General features: G+C 67.6%; 17 protein-coding genes and 1 pseudogene. 9 read left to right on the top strand and 9 right to left on the bottom strand.

Annotation, left to right across the window (positions count from 1 at the left end; translation table 11 throughout):
• Nucleotides 1-47 precede the first annotated feature (47 nt).
• A complete protein-coding gene (locus ACNJ7E_RS20745) occupies nt 48-524 on the top strand; it encodes a hypothetical protein (RefSeq protein ID WP_418340870.1) in 477 nt (158 codons plus the stop codon).
• Nucleotides 525-530: 6 nt separating this feature from the next.
• Here ACNJ7E_RS20745 and ACNJ7E_RS20740 read toward each other — a convergent pair whose 3' ends face one another.
• Nucleotides 531-1,013: a VOC family protein gene (locus ACNJ7E_RS20740; RefSeq protein ID WP_418340869.1), complete on the bottom strand. Its 483-nt coding sequence runs from the start codon at nt 1,011-1,013 to the stop codon at nt 531-533.
• Nucleotides 1,014-1,108: 95 nt separating this feature from the next.
• Between ACNJ7E_RS20740 and ACNJ7E_RS20735 the strand changes: the two genes are divergently transcribed.
• On the top strand, nt 1,109-1,837 hold the full coding sequence (locus ACNJ7E_RS20735) for an SDR family NAD(P)-dependent oxidoreductase (RefSeq protein ID WP_418340868.1): 729 nt from the start codon (nt 1,109-1,111) through the stop codon (nt 1,835-1,837).
• Between the two features lie 2 nt (nt 1,838-1,839).
• On the opposite strand, the gene mddA is transcribed toward ACNJ7E_RS20735, so the two are convergent.
• The gene (gene mddA / locus ACNJ7E_RS20730; protein WP_317611788.1) at nt 1,840-2,622 is read right to left on the bottom strand and encodes a methanethiol S-methyltransferase; all 783 of its coding nucleotides are present in this window, start codon (nt 2,620-2,622) and stop codon (nt 1,840-1,842) included.
• A gap of 134 nt (nt 2,623-2,756) precedes the next feature.
• Here mddA and ACNJ7E_RS20725 point away from each other — a divergent pair, with 134 nt between their 5' ends.
• The 3 genes from ACNJ7E_RS20725 to ACNJ7E_RS20715 are packed head-to-tail and all read left to right on the top strand — an operon-like array spanning nt 2,757 to nt 6,908.
• Nucleotides 2,757-5,969 carry a DEAD/DEAH box helicase gene (locus ACNJ7E_RS20725; RefSeq protein WP_418340867.1) on the top strand — a complete coding sequence of 1,071 codons (3,213 nt, stop codon included), beginning with the start codon at nt 2,757-2,759 and terminating at the stop codon, nt 5,967-5,969.
• 46 nt (nt 5,970-6,015) lie between these two features.
• Complete coding sequence (locus ACNJ7E_RS20720) at nt 6,016-6,432, top strand: acyl-CoA thioesterase (RefSeq protein ID WP_418340866.1); 417 nt, start codon at nt 6,016-6,018, stop codon at nt 6,430-6,432.
• Nucleotides 6,433-6,476: 44 nt separating this feature from the next.
• Nucleotides 6,477-6,908, top strand: a complete 432-nt coding sequence (locus ACNJ7E_RS20715) for a hypothetical protein (protein ID WP_009474337.1) — start codon at nt 6,477-6,479, stop codon at nt 6,906-6,908.
• Nucleotides 6,909-6,919: 11 nt separating this feature from the next.
• Here ACNJ7E_RS20715 and ACNJ7E_RS20710 read toward each other — a convergent pair whose 3' ends face one another.
• Both ACNJ7E_RS20710 and ACNJ7E_RS20705 read right to left on the bottom strand, forming a co-directional pair.
• A complete protein-coding gene (locus ACNJ7E_RS20710) occupies nt 6,920-7,657 on the bottom strand; it encodes a pyrimidine reductase family protein (RefSeq protein WP_418340865.1) in 738 nt (245 codons plus the stop codon).
• Nucleotides 7,657-8,185, bottom strand: a pseudogene (locus ACNJ7E_RS20705) (flavin reductase family protein). Before ACNJ7E_RS20705 ends, ACNJ7E_RS20710 begins: the two are co-directional and overlap by 1 nt.
• Before the next feature lie 39 nt (nt 8,186-8,224).
• Here ACNJ7E_RS20705 and ACNJ7E_RS20700 point away from each other — a divergent pair.
• Nucleotides 8,225-9,919, top strand: coding sequence for a stealth family protein (locus tag ACNJ7E_RS20700; RefSeq protein WP_418340864.1), 1,695 nt, complete (start codon nt 8,225-8,227; stop codon nt 9,917-9,919).
• On the opposite strand, the gene ppk2 is transcribed toward ACNJ7E_RS20700, so the two are convergent.
• Nucleotides 9,920-10,864 (bottom strand): polyphosphate kinase 2, encoded by a 945-nt coding sequence (ppk2, locus tag ACNJ7E_RS20695; RefSeq protein ID WP_280781991.1) that lies wholly within the window; start codon nt 10,862-10,864, stop codon nt 9,920-9,922.
• 56 nt (nt 10,865-10,920) lie between these two features.
• Here ppk2 and ACNJ7E_RS20690 point away from each other — a divergent pair, with 56 nt between their 5' ends.
• Nucleotides 10,921-11,274: a helix-turn-helix domain-containing protein gene (locus tag ACNJ7E_RS20690; protein ID WP_280781992.1), complete on the top strand. Its 354-nt coding sequence runs from the start codon at nt 10,921-10,923 to the stop codon at nt 11,272-11,274.
• Here ACNJ7E_RS20690 and ACNJ7E_RS20685 read toward each other — a convergent pair whose 3' ends face one another.
• The 3 genes from ACNJ7E_RS20685 to ACNJ7E_RS20675 form a co-directional block, all read right to left on the bottom strand.
• The gene (locus ACNJ7E_RS20685) at nt 11,275-12,204 is read right to left on the bottom strand and encodes a phosphodiesterase (protein WP_280781993.1); all 930 of its coding nucleotides are present in this window, start codon (nt 12,202-12,204) and stop codon (nt 11,275-11,277) included.
• 137 nt (nt 12,205-12,341) lie between these two features.
• Nucleotides 12,342-13,214, bottom strand: coding sequence for a slipin family protein (locus ACNJ7E_RS20680; protein ID WP_009474345.1), 873 nt, complete (start codon nt 13,212-13,214; stop codon nt 12,342-12,344).
• On the bottom strand, nt 13,211-13,678 hold the full coding sequence (locus tag ACNJ7E_RS20675; RefSeq protein WP_009474346.1) for an NfeD family protein: 468 nt from the start codon (nt 13,676-13,678) through the stop codon (nt 13,211-13,213). The genes ACNJ7E_RS20680 and ACNJ7E_RS20675 overlap by 4 nt, the downstream gene beginning before the upstream one ends.
• A 139-nt stretch (nt 13,679-13,817) precedes the next feature.
• Here ACNJ7E_RS20675 and ACNJ7E_RS20670 point away from each other — a divergent pair, with 139 nt between their 5' ends.
• Entirely contained in the window at nt 13,818-14,627 is an 810-nt protein-coding gene (locus tag ACNJ7E_RS20670; RefSeq protein ID WP_418340863.1) for a HugZ family pyridoxamine 5'-phosphate oxidase, read from the top strand.
• A 286-nt stretch (nt 14,628-14,913) separates the two neighbouring features.
• On the opposite strand, the gene ACNJ7E_RS20665 is transcribed toward ACNJ7E_RS20670, so the two are convergent.
• Nucleotides 14,914-15,300, bottom strand: coding sequence for a hypothetical protein (locus ACNJ7E_RS20665; RefSeq protein WP_418340862.1), 387 nt, complete (start codon nt 15,298-15,300; stop codon nt 14,914-14,916).
• Nucleotides 15,301-15,513: 213 nt separating this feature from the next.
• On the opposite strand from ACNJ7E_RS20665, the gene ACNJ7E_RS20660 reads away from it, so the two are divergent.
• Nucleotides 15,514-16,947, top strand: coding sequence for an IS1380 family transposase (locus tag ACNJ7E_RS20660; RefSeq protein ID WP_418339173.1), 1,434 nt, complete (start codon nt 15,514-15,516; stop codon nt 16,945-16,947).
• The last annotated feature ends 147 nt before the right edge of the window (nt 16,948-17,094 follow it).

The raw sequence follows: 17,094 nt of genomic DNA, 5'->3' as shown, positions 1-17,094 counted from the left end.
AACCTCCCCGGCACTGATAGGACGCCGTGCTGTGAGGGGGTCGACTGGTGAACTTCGTTTTCCGTTTCGTGCCGTCCCCCGTCGAGCGCACCGTCCGGAGGGCGGCCTCGGCCGCCGAGGGACCGGTCCGGGTCGCCGTGTGCGCCGTGACCGTGCCGATCGAGGTCGCGAAGACGTCGTTCCACATCCTGCGGCTCACCGAGGAACTGCTCGAGGAGGTCGTCTTCCTGCTGCGGACGATGCGTCCGGTGGTCGAGGCGGTGAGCACCACCCAGCAGTCGGATAATTTCGACACGGTCTTCCGGACCCTCGAACAGATCCATCAGTCGGCCGACGCGATTGCCCGCACCCCGATCGGTGTCGTCCGGAGCGTGTTCGCGCCGGCCCGTCCGTCGCCCGAGCAGGTCGACTATCACCCCACGATCATCGACGCCGAGCCGCCGACGCCCTCGGGTCTGGTGGTCCGGATCGCGTCCGTCACGGTGACGGCGCCGAGCATCACGTTCGGCAGGCCGAATCGCTGACAGCGGTCAACGTCCGGGGAAGAAGTCCGCGCTCTGCACGTAGTCCATTGCGGCGGTGAATGTCGGGTCGCTCATGCGCCTGGTCATCTCGGCCTCGTCGACGTCCTCGATGTGGGTCTGGACCCACCAGAGGTTGCCGAACGGGTCGCGGACGCGGCCGACGACGTCGCCCCAGAACAGGTGCGTCGCCTGTGTGACCAGGGTGCCGCCGGCGGCGACGGCCTGCGCGAGCACGGCCTCCGCGTCCTCGACGTACAGGCGGAGGAACCCGGGCGTCGGCGGCCAGTCGGGTCGCGCGTCGAACATCATCACGATGCCGTTCCCGATCCTCACCTCGGCGTGCCCGATGGTGCCGTCCTCGCCCACCATCCGTCCGAGTTCCTCACCGTCGAACGCCGCCTTCACGTAGTCGATGAGCGCGGCGGTGTCGCGGGAGATGATCCACGGTGTGACGGTGGTGTAGCCCTCGGGAATCGGATCGACGGTCATGCGGTCCTCCTGCGTCGGCGAATCGGTTTCACTCACCGTAGAACCGATAGCGGTCAGCTTTGGTCCGCATTTGATCGCCCGGATACGCTCGTATCGTGTCCGAACACATCCTCGTCACCGGCGGATCCCGCGGCATCGGCGCAGCGGTGGTGCGCCTCGCCGTCCATCGCGGTTATCAGGTGACGTTCACGTTCCAGAACGACGACGAGGCCGCCGAGCAACTCGTCCACCACTGCGGTGTCCGCGCCACCGCCGTGCGGGCAGACGTCCGCGACGCGGATGAGGCTGTCGCCGTCGTCGATGCGGCCGACCAACGCGGTCAGCTGGTCGCGCTGGTCAACAACGCGGGGACCACCGGCGCGCTCGGCACGTTCCTCACCACCCCGGACGAGGTGGTGCGGGAGGTGTTCGACGTCAACGTCTTCGGGGCGATGGCCTACGCCCGCGCGGCCGCCGAGCACTGGATCCGAACAGGGCGCCCCGGCGTCATCGTCAATCTCAGTTCGATCGCGGCCCGCACCGGCGCACCGGGCGAATACGTCGGGTACGCGGCCTCCAAGGCGGCCGTCGACAGTTTCACGACGGGACTCGGGCGGGAACTGGCGAGCGCGAACATCCGCGTCGTCGGCGTCGCTCCCGGTACGACGGACACCGACATCCACGCCGCTGCCGGCGATCCGGAACGACCCGGGCGAGTGGCCGGGAAGGCGCCACTCGGCCGGGTCGCGGAGCCCGAGGAGATCGCCGAAGCGGTGCTGTGGGCGCTGTCGCACCAGGCGTCCTACGTCACCGCCACGACCATCGACGTCGCCGGGGGTCTGTGACGCTAGCGCCCTCGCGAGCCGACCCTCGGGACGAGCATCGGCACCCGCGAGCGGTAGGTGCGGTAGTCGTCGCCGAACGTGTCGACCAGGTCGTGCTCCTCGAAACGCACCGCCACCAGGATGAAGCCGGTGGTCCCGACGGCGAACAGCAACCGGCCCCAGGTCATCGTCGGCGCCACCCAGAACGCGATGATGAAACCGGCATACAGCGGGTGCCGGATCACCCGGTACATTACAGGTGTCCGAAAGTGACTGGGCAGAGCCGACTTTCCACTCTGGTTCCGCAGCACCTGACGCAGCCCGAACAGGTCGAAGTGGTCGATGGCGAACGTCGCCGCCAGCACGAGGGCCCACCCGCCGAGCGACACGACGTAGATCACGACGCGGACCCAGTCGGTCTCCACGTCCCAGATCTGGTCGGGTAGCGGACGCCATTGCCACATCAGCAGCGCCAGCGCGGCCGTGGCGAACAGGACGTATGTCGAGCGCTCCATCGGTTGCGGGACGATCCTGGTCCAGCGTTTCTTGAACCAGGGCCTGGCCATCACCGAATGCTGCATGGCGAAGACCGTCAGCAGCGCCACGTCGATGACCACGGCGACAGCGACGGGGGCGTCGGGGCCGTCGTTGATCGTGTGGGGCACCACGAGCCCCTCGACCCATCCGATCGCGTACAGGAACACGATCAGGAACGTCGCGTAGACGACCATTCCGTACACGGTGATCAGTGTTCGGGCGACACCACCTGTGCGGTGCGCCTGGGGTGATTCGACCATCTCGGCCATGCTGTTCTCTCCGATCGCTGGATTCCCCCGACGCTCCGAAGTCTCCGATCGGGCGAGGTGCGGAACAAGGAACCCTGGGGTGGGAGTCACCGCACCCCGGCGACCGTGTCGGATCGGTTGGCTACTCTGTGGCCATGCTTCCCGGGGACTTGCGCGACATCGACGTGGCGTCGATCAAGGCGGTCCTCGGCACCACCACCTACACCCGCGGCGAGCAGTACGCCCGCGACAACGCGGTAATCCAAATGTCGTGGGATCCGGCGGCCAAGGAGCTGTGGGGTGAGGTGGCAGGAACGGCGAGGGAGCCGTACTCCGCGTCGGCGTTCATCGTCTCCAGCAGCGGCCGCACCGTGTACCGGTACGGGATCTGCACGTGTCCGGTCGGCATGAACTGCAAGCACGTCGCCGCCCTGCTGATCACCGCGATGAAACAGGCGAGGTCCCAGGCGCAGGCGGCGGTCGCGCCCACCTGGGAACGCTCGCTCGGCTCCCTGCTCACCGCCGATCCCTTCGGCGACTCCGGCCGCCGTTCGCCGCTCGCCATCCAGTTCCGGGTCCAGGCGTCGGCCGCCGACGCGGCACCTCAGTTGCTGGTGCGGCCCGTCCAACCGGGCAGCAAGGGCTGGATCGTCGGCGGGCTGGCGTGGAACAAGTTGGGCAGCCAGTTCCAGCATCCCGCCGAGCAGATCCGGGTGTTGCACGAGATCCACCTGCTGTCCGTCGGGGGTCTGACGTACCGCCGCCAGAACCACACCGATCTCGATCTCGGCGTCTTCCCCAGCCGCCAGCTGTGGTCGCTGCTCGACGAGGCTGCCCGGGTCGGTGTCGAGCTCATCCACTCCTCCAAGCGTCTGGGCGCACTCGCCCCCTACCGCTCGGCCGAGGTCTGCCTCGACGCCACCCGCGACGACGCCACCGGCGCTCTCGTCGTACGGCCGGTGGTCCGCGTCGACGGCGAACCCGTCGACGCAGTGACCGTCGGCTTCATCGGAGTCCGGGCCCACGGCCTGTTCTACGTCGACGCAGACGACCGCATACACCTCGCGCGCCTCGACTCCGTCGTGCCCGGCCCCTTGCAGGATCTGGTACGCCGCCGCACGCCCATCGAGGTTCCCGCCGCCGAAGAGTCCCGTTTCCTGACGGACTTCCTGCCGAAGCTGCGCAACCTGGCCACCGTGATCTCCTCCGACGGCTCGTTCGTCCCACCCGCGATCTCCGAGCCCACCCTGGTGATGCGGGCGGAGTATCTCCCCGACCACGAGGTCACCGTCGACTGGGAATGGCTGTACACCGTCGGGGACGACGAGCACCGTGCGCCGCTGACTGCCCGGACCCCCGGCGACGAGTACCGGGACGACGCCCGCGAGCGCGCGCTGCTCGACGAGCTCGACATCGCCTGGGACAGATACAGGTTGGGGTCGGGCGGTCCGGAAGCGACGGCGCTGCGCGGACTCGACACGATGCGGTTCACCACCGAGGTCCTGCCCCTGCTCCACGGCAAGTCCGACGTGTCGATCGACGTTTCGGGCGAACCCGCCGACTACCGGGAGGCCGGCGACTCCCTGGCCATCGGGGTGTCCGTCACCGCATCCGAGGGCGGCACCGACTGGTTCGACCTCGGCGTCACCCTCACAGTGGAGGGCCGGGACGTGCCGTTCGACCAGGTCTTCTCGGCGCTGGCCGCGGGGAAGACCGAGTTGCTGCTGCCCGACGGCGCCTACTTCTCCCTCGACAAACCCGAACTCCACACGCTGCGGAAGCTGATCGACGAGGCGCGGGCCCTCCGCGACCGCGCGGACGGGACGTTGCGGCTGAGCCGTTTCCAGGCGAGCCTGTGGGACGAGTTCGCCGCGCTCGGCACCGTCGAACGTCAGGCGACGCAGTGGCGGCAGCAGGTGGACGGCCTGCTCGCGCCCACCAACATCGGGCCCGCGGAAGCCCCGAGCACGCTGGACGCCCAGCTGCGTCCGTATCAGCTGGAGGGATTCCGCTGGCTGGCCTTCCTGTGGGAGCACGGGCTGGGCGGCATCCTCGCCGACGACATGGGGCTCGGCAAGACGCTGCAGGCGCTGGCACTGATCTGCCATGCGCGGCAGTCGAATCCGGACGCGCCGCCGTTCCTCATCATCGCGCCGACCAGTGTTGTGTCGAACTGGGAGTCCGAATCGGCCCGCTTCGCTCCGGACGCGACCGTCGTCGCGATCTCCGACACCCGATCCCGCAGGCGCGTTCCGTTCGACGAACTGGTCGAAGGCGCCGACATCGTCGTCACCTCGTACACCCTGTTCCGGTTGGAGTTCGAGGCCTACGCGGAGTCCGCGTGGTCGGGGTTGATCCTCGACGAGGCCCAGTTCACCAAGAACCATCAGTCCAAGATCTACCAGTGCGTCCGACGGCTGGAGACTCCGTTCAAGCTGGCGATCACCGGCACGCCGATGGAGAACAACCTGATGGAGCTGTGGTCGCTGCTGTCGATCACCGCCCCGGGACTGTTCCCGAATCCGGCCCGGTTCACCGACTACTACCGCAAGCCGATCGAGAAGCAGGGCGACACTGAACTTCTGGCGCAGCTGCGCCGCCGGGTGAAGCCGCTGATGCTGCGCCGCACCAAAGAGCAAGTGGTGAAGGATCTTCCGGCCAAGCAGGAGCAGGTCCTCGACGTCGAACTGCACCCCCGGCACCGCAAGGTCTACGACACCCACCTGCAGCGTGAGCGGCAGAAGATCCTCGGCCTGCTCGCCGACGTAGACAAGAACCGCTTCACGATCCTGCAGTCGCTCACCCTGCTGCGGCAGCTGAGCCTCGACGCCGGTCTGGTGGACGCCGAGTACCACGACGTCCCGTCCGCGAAGGTGGACGCCCTGCTCGAGCAGCTCGCCGACGTCGTCGCGGGCGGTCACCGGGCACTCGTGTTCAGCCAGTTCACCGGGTTCCTCGGCAAGATCCGCGACCGGCTCGCGGACGCCGGGATCGCGCACAGCTACCTCGACGGCAGCACCCGTCGTCGCGGCGACGTGCTCCGCGAGTTCAAGGAGGGCGCCGCCCCGGTGTTCCTGATCAGCCTCAAGGCCGGCGGCTTCGGGCTGAACCTCACCGAGGCCGATTACTGCTTCATCCTCGACCCATGGTGGAACCCGGCCACCGAGGCTCAGGCCGTGGACCGGGCGCATCGCATCGGGCAGACGCGGAACGTGATGGTCTATCGGCTGATCGCGAAGGACACGATCGAAGACAAGGTGATGACGCTGAAGGCGAAGAAGTCGGCGCTGTTCGCGAGCGTGATGGACGCCGACTCCCTGCTCAGCTCCAGCCTCGACGCCGACGACCTCCGCGGGTTGTTCGAATAGTCCCCTGAGAATGCCGGTGTGTCGGCATCTGGGTAATGTCCGATCCATGCCTCGTTACACGATTGCCCTGCGGAACAACGCCACGCCTGATGCGCCGGCGTCCGTGAGCCGCCATGTGCCGTTCTACTGCGCGCACGAGGCGGCGGGCACGGCGTGGAGTCGGGCGCTCGTCGAGGCGTGCGGCGACCTGCTCGACCCGGTCACGCAGACCGCCGTGGTGAACGTCGTCAGCAACTTCGGACGCGAACTGTTCACCGGCGACGCGGACGTCGTCATCGCCCTGGACCGGATCGGCACCACCTCGCTGACCTTCCTGATCACCCTCCACCAGGACGGCGTGCCAGCCGCGGAGCTGACCGTCGTACTCGTGCACCTCGATTCGAGCCGGGTGAACTCGGCGCCGTGGTCGCCGGCGCAGATCGCGGCGCTCGAGGCGTTGCGGAGCGCTCCGGCCGTCGCCTGACCTCGATCGATCGAAGTTTCAACGAAGCCTGATCTGGGCATGTGATGCGTATGAGTATCGAAGACGGGCCCGGTGACACGCTGAGCCCCAGCGAGAGCCTGGACTCCGACGACGTGCGCAACAACGACGGCGACGACGTCGTCGATCCGCCCGACGGGTGGAGTGAGGCCGACAAGTTCGGCACCACGGCGCGCGAGGAGCGGGAGGGTGAGTCCCTCGACGAGAAGTTGTCGGAGGAAGAGCCCGACGTGATGCTCGAGGAGCAGAGCGAGGTGTCGTTGGCGGATCTCCCCGACGACCAGCTGAGCGAGGACGTCGACCGTGTCATCGACGAGGAGGACATCGACATTCCGGTGTTCGGAAACAAGCACGCCGACGTGGTCGAGGGCGTCATCGTGCAGGACTCGCGCACCGACCGGGGGCAGATCGACGGGTCCGCGGAGGACGGCGATTCGTTCTTCACGGTCCTGGACTGACGGCAGCAGCGTCAGCCGCGCTGCGTTTCCCGGCCGTAGCGCAGGTAGAGAAAGTCGTCGTTGATCAGAGCATGCTCGAGTGAAAGTGTGCGCGGCGCTTGCACTGTCGGGCCAGACGATGCGGGCAGTGTTTGCGGACCGGCCAATCGCGGGGCGAGGGTCAAGCACATCTCGTCCACCAGATCGTGCGTGACGAGATCGTGGAGGAGGGTGGGGCCGCCCTCGCACAGGATGCGGCCGAACCCGCGGTCCCGCAGAGCGGCCATGAGGGCAGGCATCTCGACGCTGTCGTCACCCGCCACGACGATGTCCGCCGACTCCCCGAGTGCTGCCCCGCGCGTTTCTGCCACCCGTCGGGTGGTGACGATGATCGGCCTGACACCACCCGCGAACAATGGCGAATCCGGCGGAACGTTGCCCGTTCGTGTGACGACAGCAATCGGCGGTGGTGCGTCGAGTCCCCACCGTTCGAGTCGATACCGAGCCTGTTCCTCCGTCAGCTGCACCGGTCCGTACGTTTCGGCGCGGACGGTGCCGGCCCCGACGAGCACTACGTCGGCATACGCACGCATCGCGCGGAGGAGTTGGTGATCCACCGGGTCGGACAGGGGCCGGACGCGTCCGCCGAACGCCGCCGCACCGTCCAGGCTGGCAACCATGTTCACCCGTACCCCGTCCGGCGGGTCGCGGTAGAACTCTTCCGCCGACACCTCGTCGGCACCGCTGCTCAGCTTGCGCATCTGCGGCATCACGCCTCGTGCCCGGGTTCGAGGTCGCGCACGTCGGAGAAGGTGACCAGCTGACCGAGGTCGTCCGGGGGCGGATCCGGTCTCCGGGGCGAGGAGGAACGCGACGTGGTCACCCAGTTCGAGTCGTTCGAGGATTCGGCCGCTGAACCATGCAGGTGAATCGTCCAGGATCGGCAGCCCGTGCGGGCCGGGATGCCAGTCGCATCGGGCGAACTTGTCGATCTCGTCCCCGGTTTGCGCGCCGAAGAGCGTCGCGAGCGCGACGTGGTCACGGGTCAGGAGATGCACCGCCAGACGCTCCGCGTGCGAGGCCACCGAGAAGGTGTGATTCTTGTTGGACAGTCCGACCAGGAAGCGCGGCGGGTTGATGCTGACCTGCGACGCGAACCCGACGAGGCACCCCGACATCTCGTCTTCCGACCGTGTGGTCACCACGAACATCGGATAGTTCAGGAGCGCGACGACGTCCTCGAAAGCCTGACAGGCATCCCGATCAGTTGCGTCGATGTCCCCGGTGCGATCGGCCATGGGTCCTTCCTAACGGATTCCGGCCGGGAAGCGTCCGACGTGGTACTTCGCGTCCGACGCTTACTCCAAGGCGGTAGCCGCACCGCAGCGCCTAGACTGGGCAGGATCGCACTCGCGACAGCCACCGAAAGGCCCGACATTACTCAATCCTCCGCTCCGCATGACGTCTACTTCGTACCCCCGGAGCAGGAGACCGCGGACGCCGTTGCCCATGCCTCCGCCGCCGCGGCGTCGAGATTGCGCGACCGCGCCGACGTGGTCCGGTTCAAGGGCCGCTTCGCGCTGCCGATCACGCACACCACGCCGCACGAGGCGATGGTCGAGGACCTGCTGTTCGTCCGCGACGTCCTGGACGGCGCCGGGATCGAGTACCTGCTGGTGCGGGGCAACGACGAACGCCCGGTCATCGCAGTCAACTGGGCGCAGCGGAAGGCGTTGCGGGCGGCCCTGGTCGCCGCGTGTGAGGACCGTCCGTTCTACTCCAAGACCGTCGACGCCAAGGGCCCCGCGGTCCTCGTCTCCGACGGCAGCCTGTCCGCGACGTCGAAGGCCCGCATCTTCCGGCTGTTCCGTCCGCGCGTGCACCTGGCGAGCGGCCTGAGTTACGGGGCGTCGACGGGTGTGCAGATCGAGCTGTGGTCGATCAGCGACGACGAGATCGTGCTGCCGATGGAGAACTCCCTGACCCGGCGTGTGGTGCGCTCGGAGGAGGCCGTCCGCGGCACCGTCGAGCGGTTCGGACGGGTGTGGCCCACCATCGAGAACATGTTCGCCGACCATGCGTCGGACATCAACTTCGACGTCGACCTGGTGTTCTCCTGGGTGGACGGCTCGTCCGCGGAGTTCCAGGCGCAGCGCGCCAAGCGGATGCAGAGCTACGTCGTCGGCGAGGGTGACGATTCCGCCGCCCGGTTCCGGCAGATCGACGAGCTCAAGTACGCGCTGCGCTCGGTGCACATGTACGCGCCGTGGATCCGCCGCATCTTCGTCGCCACCGACTCCGACCGTCCCGCGTGGCTCGCCGACGACCCGCGGGTCACGTTCATGCCGAGCGAGGAGTTCTTCGCCGACCCGTCAGTGCTGCCCACTCACAACTCGCAGGCCGTCGAGAGCCAGCTGCACCACATTCCCGGTCTCGCCGAGCATTTCCTGTATTCCAACGACGACATGTTCTTCGGCCGTTCGGTGGGTCCGCAGATGTTCTTCTCCCCCGGCGGCATCACGATGTTCATCGAGGCGACCACCCGAATTGGATTGGGCCACAACGACGACGAGCGCAGCGGTTTCGAGAACGCGGCCCGCGTGAATCGCCGGCTGTTGCAGGACCGCTTCGGTCTGATGACCACCCGGCACCTCGAACATGCCGCCACCCCACTCCGCAAGAGCGTGATGGAGGAGATGGAGAAAGAGTTCCCCGACGAGTTCGCCGCCACGGCCGCAAGCACTTTCCGGGCGAGTTCCAACATTTCGGTGACGAACTCGCTGTATCACTACTACGCGTTGATGAGTGGCCGCGCGGTGGTGCAGACGGCGGCGCGGGTGAAGTACGTCGACACCACGATGAAGTCGGGGCTCCGCGACATGGACTCGTTGCTCGCGAAGCGGTCGATGGACTTCTTCTGTCTCAACGACGGCAGCGCACCCGAGATCGACCTGGAGTTGCGGACCAGGAAGGTGACGCAGTTCCTGGAGAACTACTTCCCCATCCCGGCGCCGTGGGAGACCGGCGTCTGATCAGACGGCGGGAAACGCGTCTTCCGGGCGCTCGCCCTCGTCGTAGACCGTTGAGGGAGGACCGATGAGGAGCGGGTCGGGGGTGCCGACCACCTTCGGGTCCTTACCGGTGTAGTCGAATTTGTGGAGCACCCAGCGGATCGCCTCGATCCGGGCGCGCTTCTTGTCGTTCGATTTCACGACGGTCCACGGCGCCTGCGGGGTGTCGGTGTAGAAGAGCATCGCCTCTTTGGCCTCGGTGTAGGCGTCCCACTTGTCGAGGCTCGCGAGGTCGGTGGGTGACAGTTTCCACTGCTTGACGGGGTCGGTGCTGCGGGAGACGAACCGGGCGTGCTGCTCCTCGCGGCCCACCGAGAACCAGAACTTGACGATGTGGATGCCCGACTGCACGAGCATCCGCTCGAACTCCGGCGCAGACCGGGTGAACTCCAGGTACTCGTTGGGGGTGCAGTAGCCCATGACGCGTTCGACGCCGGCCCGGTTGTACCAGGAGCGGTCCATCATCACGATCTCCCCGCCTGCGGGCAGGTGCTGGACGTACCGCTGGAAGTACCACTGGGTGCGTTCGCGTTCGGTGGGCTTCTCCAGCGCCACCACCCGTGCGCCACGAGGGTTGAGGTGTTCGGTGAACCGCTTGATCGCGCCACCCTTGCCGGCCGCGTCCCTGCCTTCGAAGATGATGACGAGCTTCTCGCCGTTCTCCTTCACCCAGGCCTGGAACTTGAGCAGCTCGATCTGCAGTTTGCGCTTGCGGTTCTCGTACTGCCGCCGCGTCATCTTCTCGTCGTACGGATAGCCGTGCCGCCACGGCGCGTCGCTGTCGTCGATGGCGTGTTTCCGCTTGGACTTGCGCAGCAACTCCCCGATCTCGTCTATCTCCGGTGTCACGTCGATCTGGCCGGCACGCGCGAGTTCGAAGGCGTCGGGATCGTGCAATTCATCCACACAGCAAGGCTACCGCCAGAAGGCCGCGCCGTCCGGGCTCGTGAGATCGTGGACCCATGAGCATCGACCACATCGTTTCCGCGCTCGACTCGACGGTCGCGGCCGAGCTCCGGACCGCCCTCGACGCGTCGCCGATCGTCACCCTCGACGGAACGGTGCTGTCTGACCAAGCGCGCGACGCGGTGCTCGAACTGCTCACGCTGCTCGCGGACGGGCAGAGTGTGGCGCTCGGTGCGGTCGCGGACCTGCTCACCACGTCGCAGGCCGCGGAGATCCTCGGCGTCTCCGACACCTATGTGCGCCGGCTCGCCGATTCCGGCGCGCTGCCCATCGAGATGCGCGGCACCCACCGCCGGTTCCGGCTCTCCGACGTCATGGCGTACCGGGAGAAGTTCCCGCGCAGGGGCTGACTACACCCGCACCCGCGTGACGGCGTGCTCCCCGGTGTCCGGGATCCGCACGCCCTCGGCCGCGAGCCGCTGCTCGGTTTCCTCGGCGGTGACGTATTCGCCGACGGTGTCGTAGCTGCCCATCGGGACCACCGAATGCACGATCGTCTCCGGGTACACGTGCACCAGGTTGTAGCCCTGCGCGCCGTCCCGTCCGCGCAGCGCCCCGGCCGGGACGTTGAGGTCCTGGGTGTAGCAGGTCGCCGACGCGACGGAGACGGGGATGCCCGCGAACGTCGCCGTCGTCGAGTAGTGCAGATGTCCCGCGAGGATCGACCGGACGTCGCTGCCGCGGAGCACGTCGGCGAGGCGCGGCTGATCACGCAACTCCACCAGCACCGCCAGGTCGAGCACGCACGGCACCGGCGGGTGATGCAGCGCCAGGATGGTCCCGTGCGGCGCCGGAACCGCGAGCTGCTGTGCCAGCCAGATCAATTGGCTCTCGGAGATCTCCCCGTGGTGATGTCCCGGCACGGTCGTGTCGAGGGTGACGATGCGCAGTCCGTCGACGTCGTAGACGTGATCGATCGGCTCGTACGACGGTTCCTGCCCGAGCAGTTCCGTCCGGAAGTGGCCGCGGTCGTCGTGGTTGCCCATCGCCCAGATCACCTGCGCACCGAGCGACGCCGCCACCGGTTCGACGATCGCCCGCAGCTTCTCGTAGGCGCCCGGCTGACCGCGGTCGGTGAGGTCGCCGGTGAACACGAGGGCATCTGGGCGGGCGTGCGACGACTCGATCTCGGTGAAGATCTGCCGCAGGGTGGCCTCGCTGTCGACGGCCCCGTACAGCAGGTCGTCGTCGACGAGATGGGTGTCGCTGAGGTGCAGCACGAAATGTGACGGTCGCGGATACTCGGCCGTCCGTATGTCGGCTGCCTCTGTGCCGCTCATCGGTCTCTCGCTTCCGCTCGCCCCGACGGGGGCAGGTGCCCGGGTGGACGCCACTGTTTGTCCACCCTAGCCAAGCGCACTCCGGTCACCTCCCGGGGCACGCGCGGTGGCCGGACGGTGAACGGTGGGGCACGACGTCAGTTTCGTGCGTGGTGCGGTGCGCGCGCCTCCGGACCGGCGGGCGGGATCATCGCGGCCAGGTTGGCCTGGGCCTCGAACCGGGCCCGTTCGTCGCCGTCGTCCGCCGCTGCCGCGTCCTTGGCCGCGGTGAGGAACGGGCGGACCAGGTCGAGGGGCATCGGGAAGACGACGGTGGAGTTGTTTTCGCCGCCCATGGCGCTGAGGGTCTGCAGGTAGCGCAGCTGCAGAGTCGTCGGGTTGCGGCTGATGACGTCGGCGGCCTCGACGAGTTTCGCGGAGGCCTGGAACTCGGCTTCGGCGTTGATGATCTTGGCGCGGCGCTCGCGTTCGGCCTCGGCCTGCCGGGCGATGGCCCGTTGCATGTTGGCGGGGATCTCGACGTCCTTGATCTCGACGGTGGTGACCTTCACACCCCACGGCTCGGTCTGCTGGTCGATGACCTTCTGGAGGTCCTCGTTGAGGCGTTCCCGCTCGCCCAGCAGGGCGTCGAGGTCGGCCTTGCCGAGGATCGAGCGCAGGGTGGTCTGGGCGATCTGCAGGGTGGCGGCCAGGAAGTCCTCGACCTCGACGATCGCCCGGTCGGCGTCGACCACCCGGAAGTAGGCGACGGCGGTGACCTTGGCAGGCACGTTGTCGTGGGTGATCACTTCCTGAACGGGGATCTTCAGGGTCACGGTCCGCAGGCTGACCCGCTCCATCCGGTCGATCGCCGGGATCAGCAGCACCAGTCCCGGGCCCTTCAGGTCGACCAGCCGGCCCAGCCGGAACACGACGGCCCGCTCGTACTCGCGCAGTACCCGGATCGAGCTGCTCGCGACGACGGCGAGGAGGGTGATGACGACGCACAGGATGACGATGATGGTGGTCATAGTTGCAGCTCCCAGGGTTCGCGGCGGCGCACGGTGAGGGTGAGTCCGCGGATCTGCTCGACGATGACGGAGTCGCCGGCGGTCGGCGTCTCGTCGTCCCCGAACAGTGTTTGCGCCTTCCACAGGCTTCCGGCGGCCTCGACCTGACCTTGCCGTCCCTTCCAGTTGCGGACGGTGGCGTCGGATCCGATGAGGGATTGCATTCCGGTGCGCACGGGCGCGTGCCCGGCGGCGAGCGCCTTCCGGCCGCCCACCACGGCGAGACCCACTCCCACCACCGCGACTCCGGCGGCCGCCGGGATGGCGATCATCTGTGCGGTGTCGCTGGACGTGAACAGCAGCCACACCCCGGCCCCGACGAACAGTGCCCCGAGCCCGCCGAGCACACCCGCGGTCGGTGCGTGTGCCTCGACGACGATCAACAGCACACCCAGCACCAGCGCCAGCACGCCCAACGCGGTCATCTCGCATCACCCACGATCACGCTTTGCGAGGACCCGGTCGCACTCGCATAGCCTCTTCGCGATCGAGCCCTCAGTTCAACGGTAAGCGCAGGTCGACGGCAATGCCACCGGCAATTTCCGGCGGGGTACCGTTCAACGAATGACCAACCTTGATCACGGAGATCCCGGTGACGCCCCGACCGTGCCGCCGCCGCTGGAGGAGGTCGCCAACCCGGCCCGCCCGTCCGCGGCCGAGGAGGCCCGGACGGTCGCGGCCACGACGAACGTAGGCACCCTCGCGAGCCTGACCAGGGACGGCGACCCGTGGGCGTCGTTCGTCACCTACGGTCTGCTCGACGGCTCGCCCGTGCTGTGTGTGTCGCAGATGGCCGAGCACGGCCGCAACCTCGCGCACGATCCCCGCGCCAGCATCGCGATCGTCGCGCCGAACCCGCCCGCCGATCCGCTGGCCAGCACCCGCATCACCCTCGCCGGGTACGTCTACCGCCCGGAAGGCGACGAGCTCGCCGCCGCGCGCGAGGCACACCTGGCGGCCGTCCCGGCGGCGCACGTCTACATCGACTTCAGCGACTTCTCCCTCTGGGTGCTGCGGGTGCAGCGTGTGCGATGGGTCGGCGGCTACGGGCGAATGGACTCCGCGAGCGAAGAGTCCTACGCCGCCGCGACAGCAGACCCCATCACCCCGCATGCCGGCCCGGCGATCGAGCACCTCAACGCCGACCACGCCGACGCCCTCCGCGCGATGGCCCAGGCGCTCGGCGGCTTCCCCGACGCGAAGACGGTCACCTGCGAAGGAGCCGACCGCTACGGACTGGACCTGCGGGTCACCACCCCCCGCGGCGTGGCCGTGACTCGCGTCGGATACGCGGAGCCACTCGACTCGATCGACCAGTTGCGCGCGGCGACAGTCGCATTGACAGATCAGGCCCGGGCGCTCACCGGTCGGTGAGCACGTGACACCTGGAGTGTCCCCCTCCCCGACCGACCAGCCCGGATGAGAGCGGCGAGCTTCGCGCTCGCCGCTCTCGCGCATTACCCGACTGGGTGACCACGTAGCGGACCACGTGGTCACCCGCCTGTGTGCAGCCCGCGGACAGACCATTGCGATTCAGGTCATACCGCGATCTCGCCCCCGCCGACACGTGCGGTGGACGAGGAGCCGAGTTGCATACCAGGAAGGTCATTTCCATGACGCAAATCCGCACGATCCGGCTCGACAGCTCAGCGATATCGGACTATGCGGTGCCGGGTCGCGACGTCGGGGTGCTCGGGCGACAAAACTCCACCCAAGTCATCATGCCGCACGGGAACTTAGAATCTTCAGGAACTTCGGGCGTTATCGAATCGGCGATATCCGCATACTTCTTCGATAACCCTTCAAAACGCGCCGCGGATCGCTCGAAGAACCACCCCAATAGTGCCAACCCAAGCAGGGCGACCGGGAGCATCACGACAAACGGCGGTCGATCTTCACGAACCACCCAAATGAATGCTGTCAATGAAATCGGGCCGAACAGCCACGCGAGTGCCCGCCCTGTGAAGTACAAGGTTTGCGACCGCGAGAGTGCCGCCTTCGCGAACTTGCGGGCGGCGTCGGGATCGACGAGAAGCGGCGGGTACACCCACTCACTCCCGAAGTCAGCCCGAAATCGGATCGCCTCCTCGCTCTCTACGTATCCTCCCGGCTGCAGAAAGAGGGGCGTCGTTGCATTAAGCCTGGATACACCGATCCGGATGAGTCCTTGGGTGGGTCGTAACGGCGAAATGCCCTGCCGTGGTGGAAGAATTGAACTTCTCACAGAAACAATTCGGCCACGACGAAGGGCATCTCGTAGGTGCAACTATCTCACACTCGACCCGTCTCGGCGGCGAGGTTCGACGACCCCAATCTGGTGGCGACCGCGGGGCTGGTCCCGGTGATGGCATTGGCGCAGGCCAGCGGCCTGCTCACCCTCGCCGACGAACACCTGAGCGTCCCGACCGACAAAGGCGCCCACCCGGGCCGCAAGATCGGATCCCTGATCGGTGGGATGGTCGCCGGCGCCGACAGCATCGCCGACCTGGCCATTGTGCGACACGGGGCGATGGGAACGCTCTTCGACCGACCCTATGCCCCGTCGACGCTGGGATCGTTCCTCCGCCAGTTCACCTTCGGACACGTCCGGCAACTCGACGCCGTCGCCTCACGGTTCCTGGGCAACCTCGCCGAGAAGACCCCGCTGGTCACCGGGATCGACACCGGGCGGGTCTTGGTCGATATCGACGATTCGATCATCGAGGTCCACGGCCACGGAAAGCAAGGGTCCGGATACGGCTACTCCGGCGTGCGCGGGCTGAACGCACTGCTCGCCACCGTCACCACGGAGACCGGTACGCCGGTGATCCTCACCCAACGCCTGCGCCGCGGAGCCTGCGGCTCCCCGCGCGGGGCCGCCCGGCTGGTCGCCGACGCCCTGGCCACCGTCGACCGGCTGCGCACCCAGGCCGGCGGACCGAGCGGTGGCGGCCCGCTGAAACCGCTGGTCCGGTGCGATTCGGCGTTCTACGGATATCCCACCGTCGGTGCGGCGATCCGCGCGGGCGCCGACGTCTCGGTCACGGTGCGCCTGACCGCCACCATCAAACAGGCGATCGCCTCGATCGACGTGGACGAGTCCGCGTGGACGCCGATCGAGTACACCGACGCCGTCTACGACGAGGGCGCCGACACCTGGATCTCGCGGGCGGAGGTCGCAGAGATTCCGTTCACCGCGTTCACCTCCCAGAAGAAGGCCCACCAGATCCCCGGGCGGCTGGTCGTGCGCCGCATCCCCGACCTGCGACCACCCAAAGACCAGGGACAGGGCACATTGTTCGACATCTGGCGGTTCCACGCCTTCTTCACCACCACCGACCCCGACCATGTAGACACCGTCGCCGCCGACAAAACCCACCGTCAGCACGCGATCATCGAACAGGTGCACGCGGACCTGAAGAACTCCGCCCTCGCGCACCTGCCTTCGGGCCGGTTCACCGCGAACGCCGCCTGGCTCGTCTGCGCGGTAATGGCGTTCAACCTCACCCGAGCCGCCGGCACCCTCACCGGCGATCCGAAGCTGACGCGGGCGACCACCGGCACCCTCCGGCGCACCCTCGTCTCGGTCCCCGCACGCATCGCCTCCTCGGCGAGGCGACTGACCCTGCACCTCCCTCAGGATTGGCCGTGGGAAACGGCGTGGCACACGCTGTTTGACAAAACCTTCGGCCGCAATCACCCGGCCATCGTCTAACACCCGCGACTCCTGCCCGACCTCGACGCGAAAGCCCCAGTGGAACAACCCGACACGAGAGGTCGGACGCTCAACCACGCCCACACACCGCCCACTGCTGCACACTGAAACTCACCCCGACTGGATCAACGAATCGGTGCATTCGGG

Origin of the sequence: Rhodococcus mengyinensis (assembly GCF_048381435.1) — a bacterium.
GTDB lineage: Bacteria > Actinomycetota > Actinomycetes > Mycobacteriales > Mycobacteriaceae > Rhodococcus_F > Rhodococcus_F opacus_D.
Note: the sequence above shows the minus strand (reverse complement) of the source record. Positions and strands in the feature narration are given on the sequence as shown.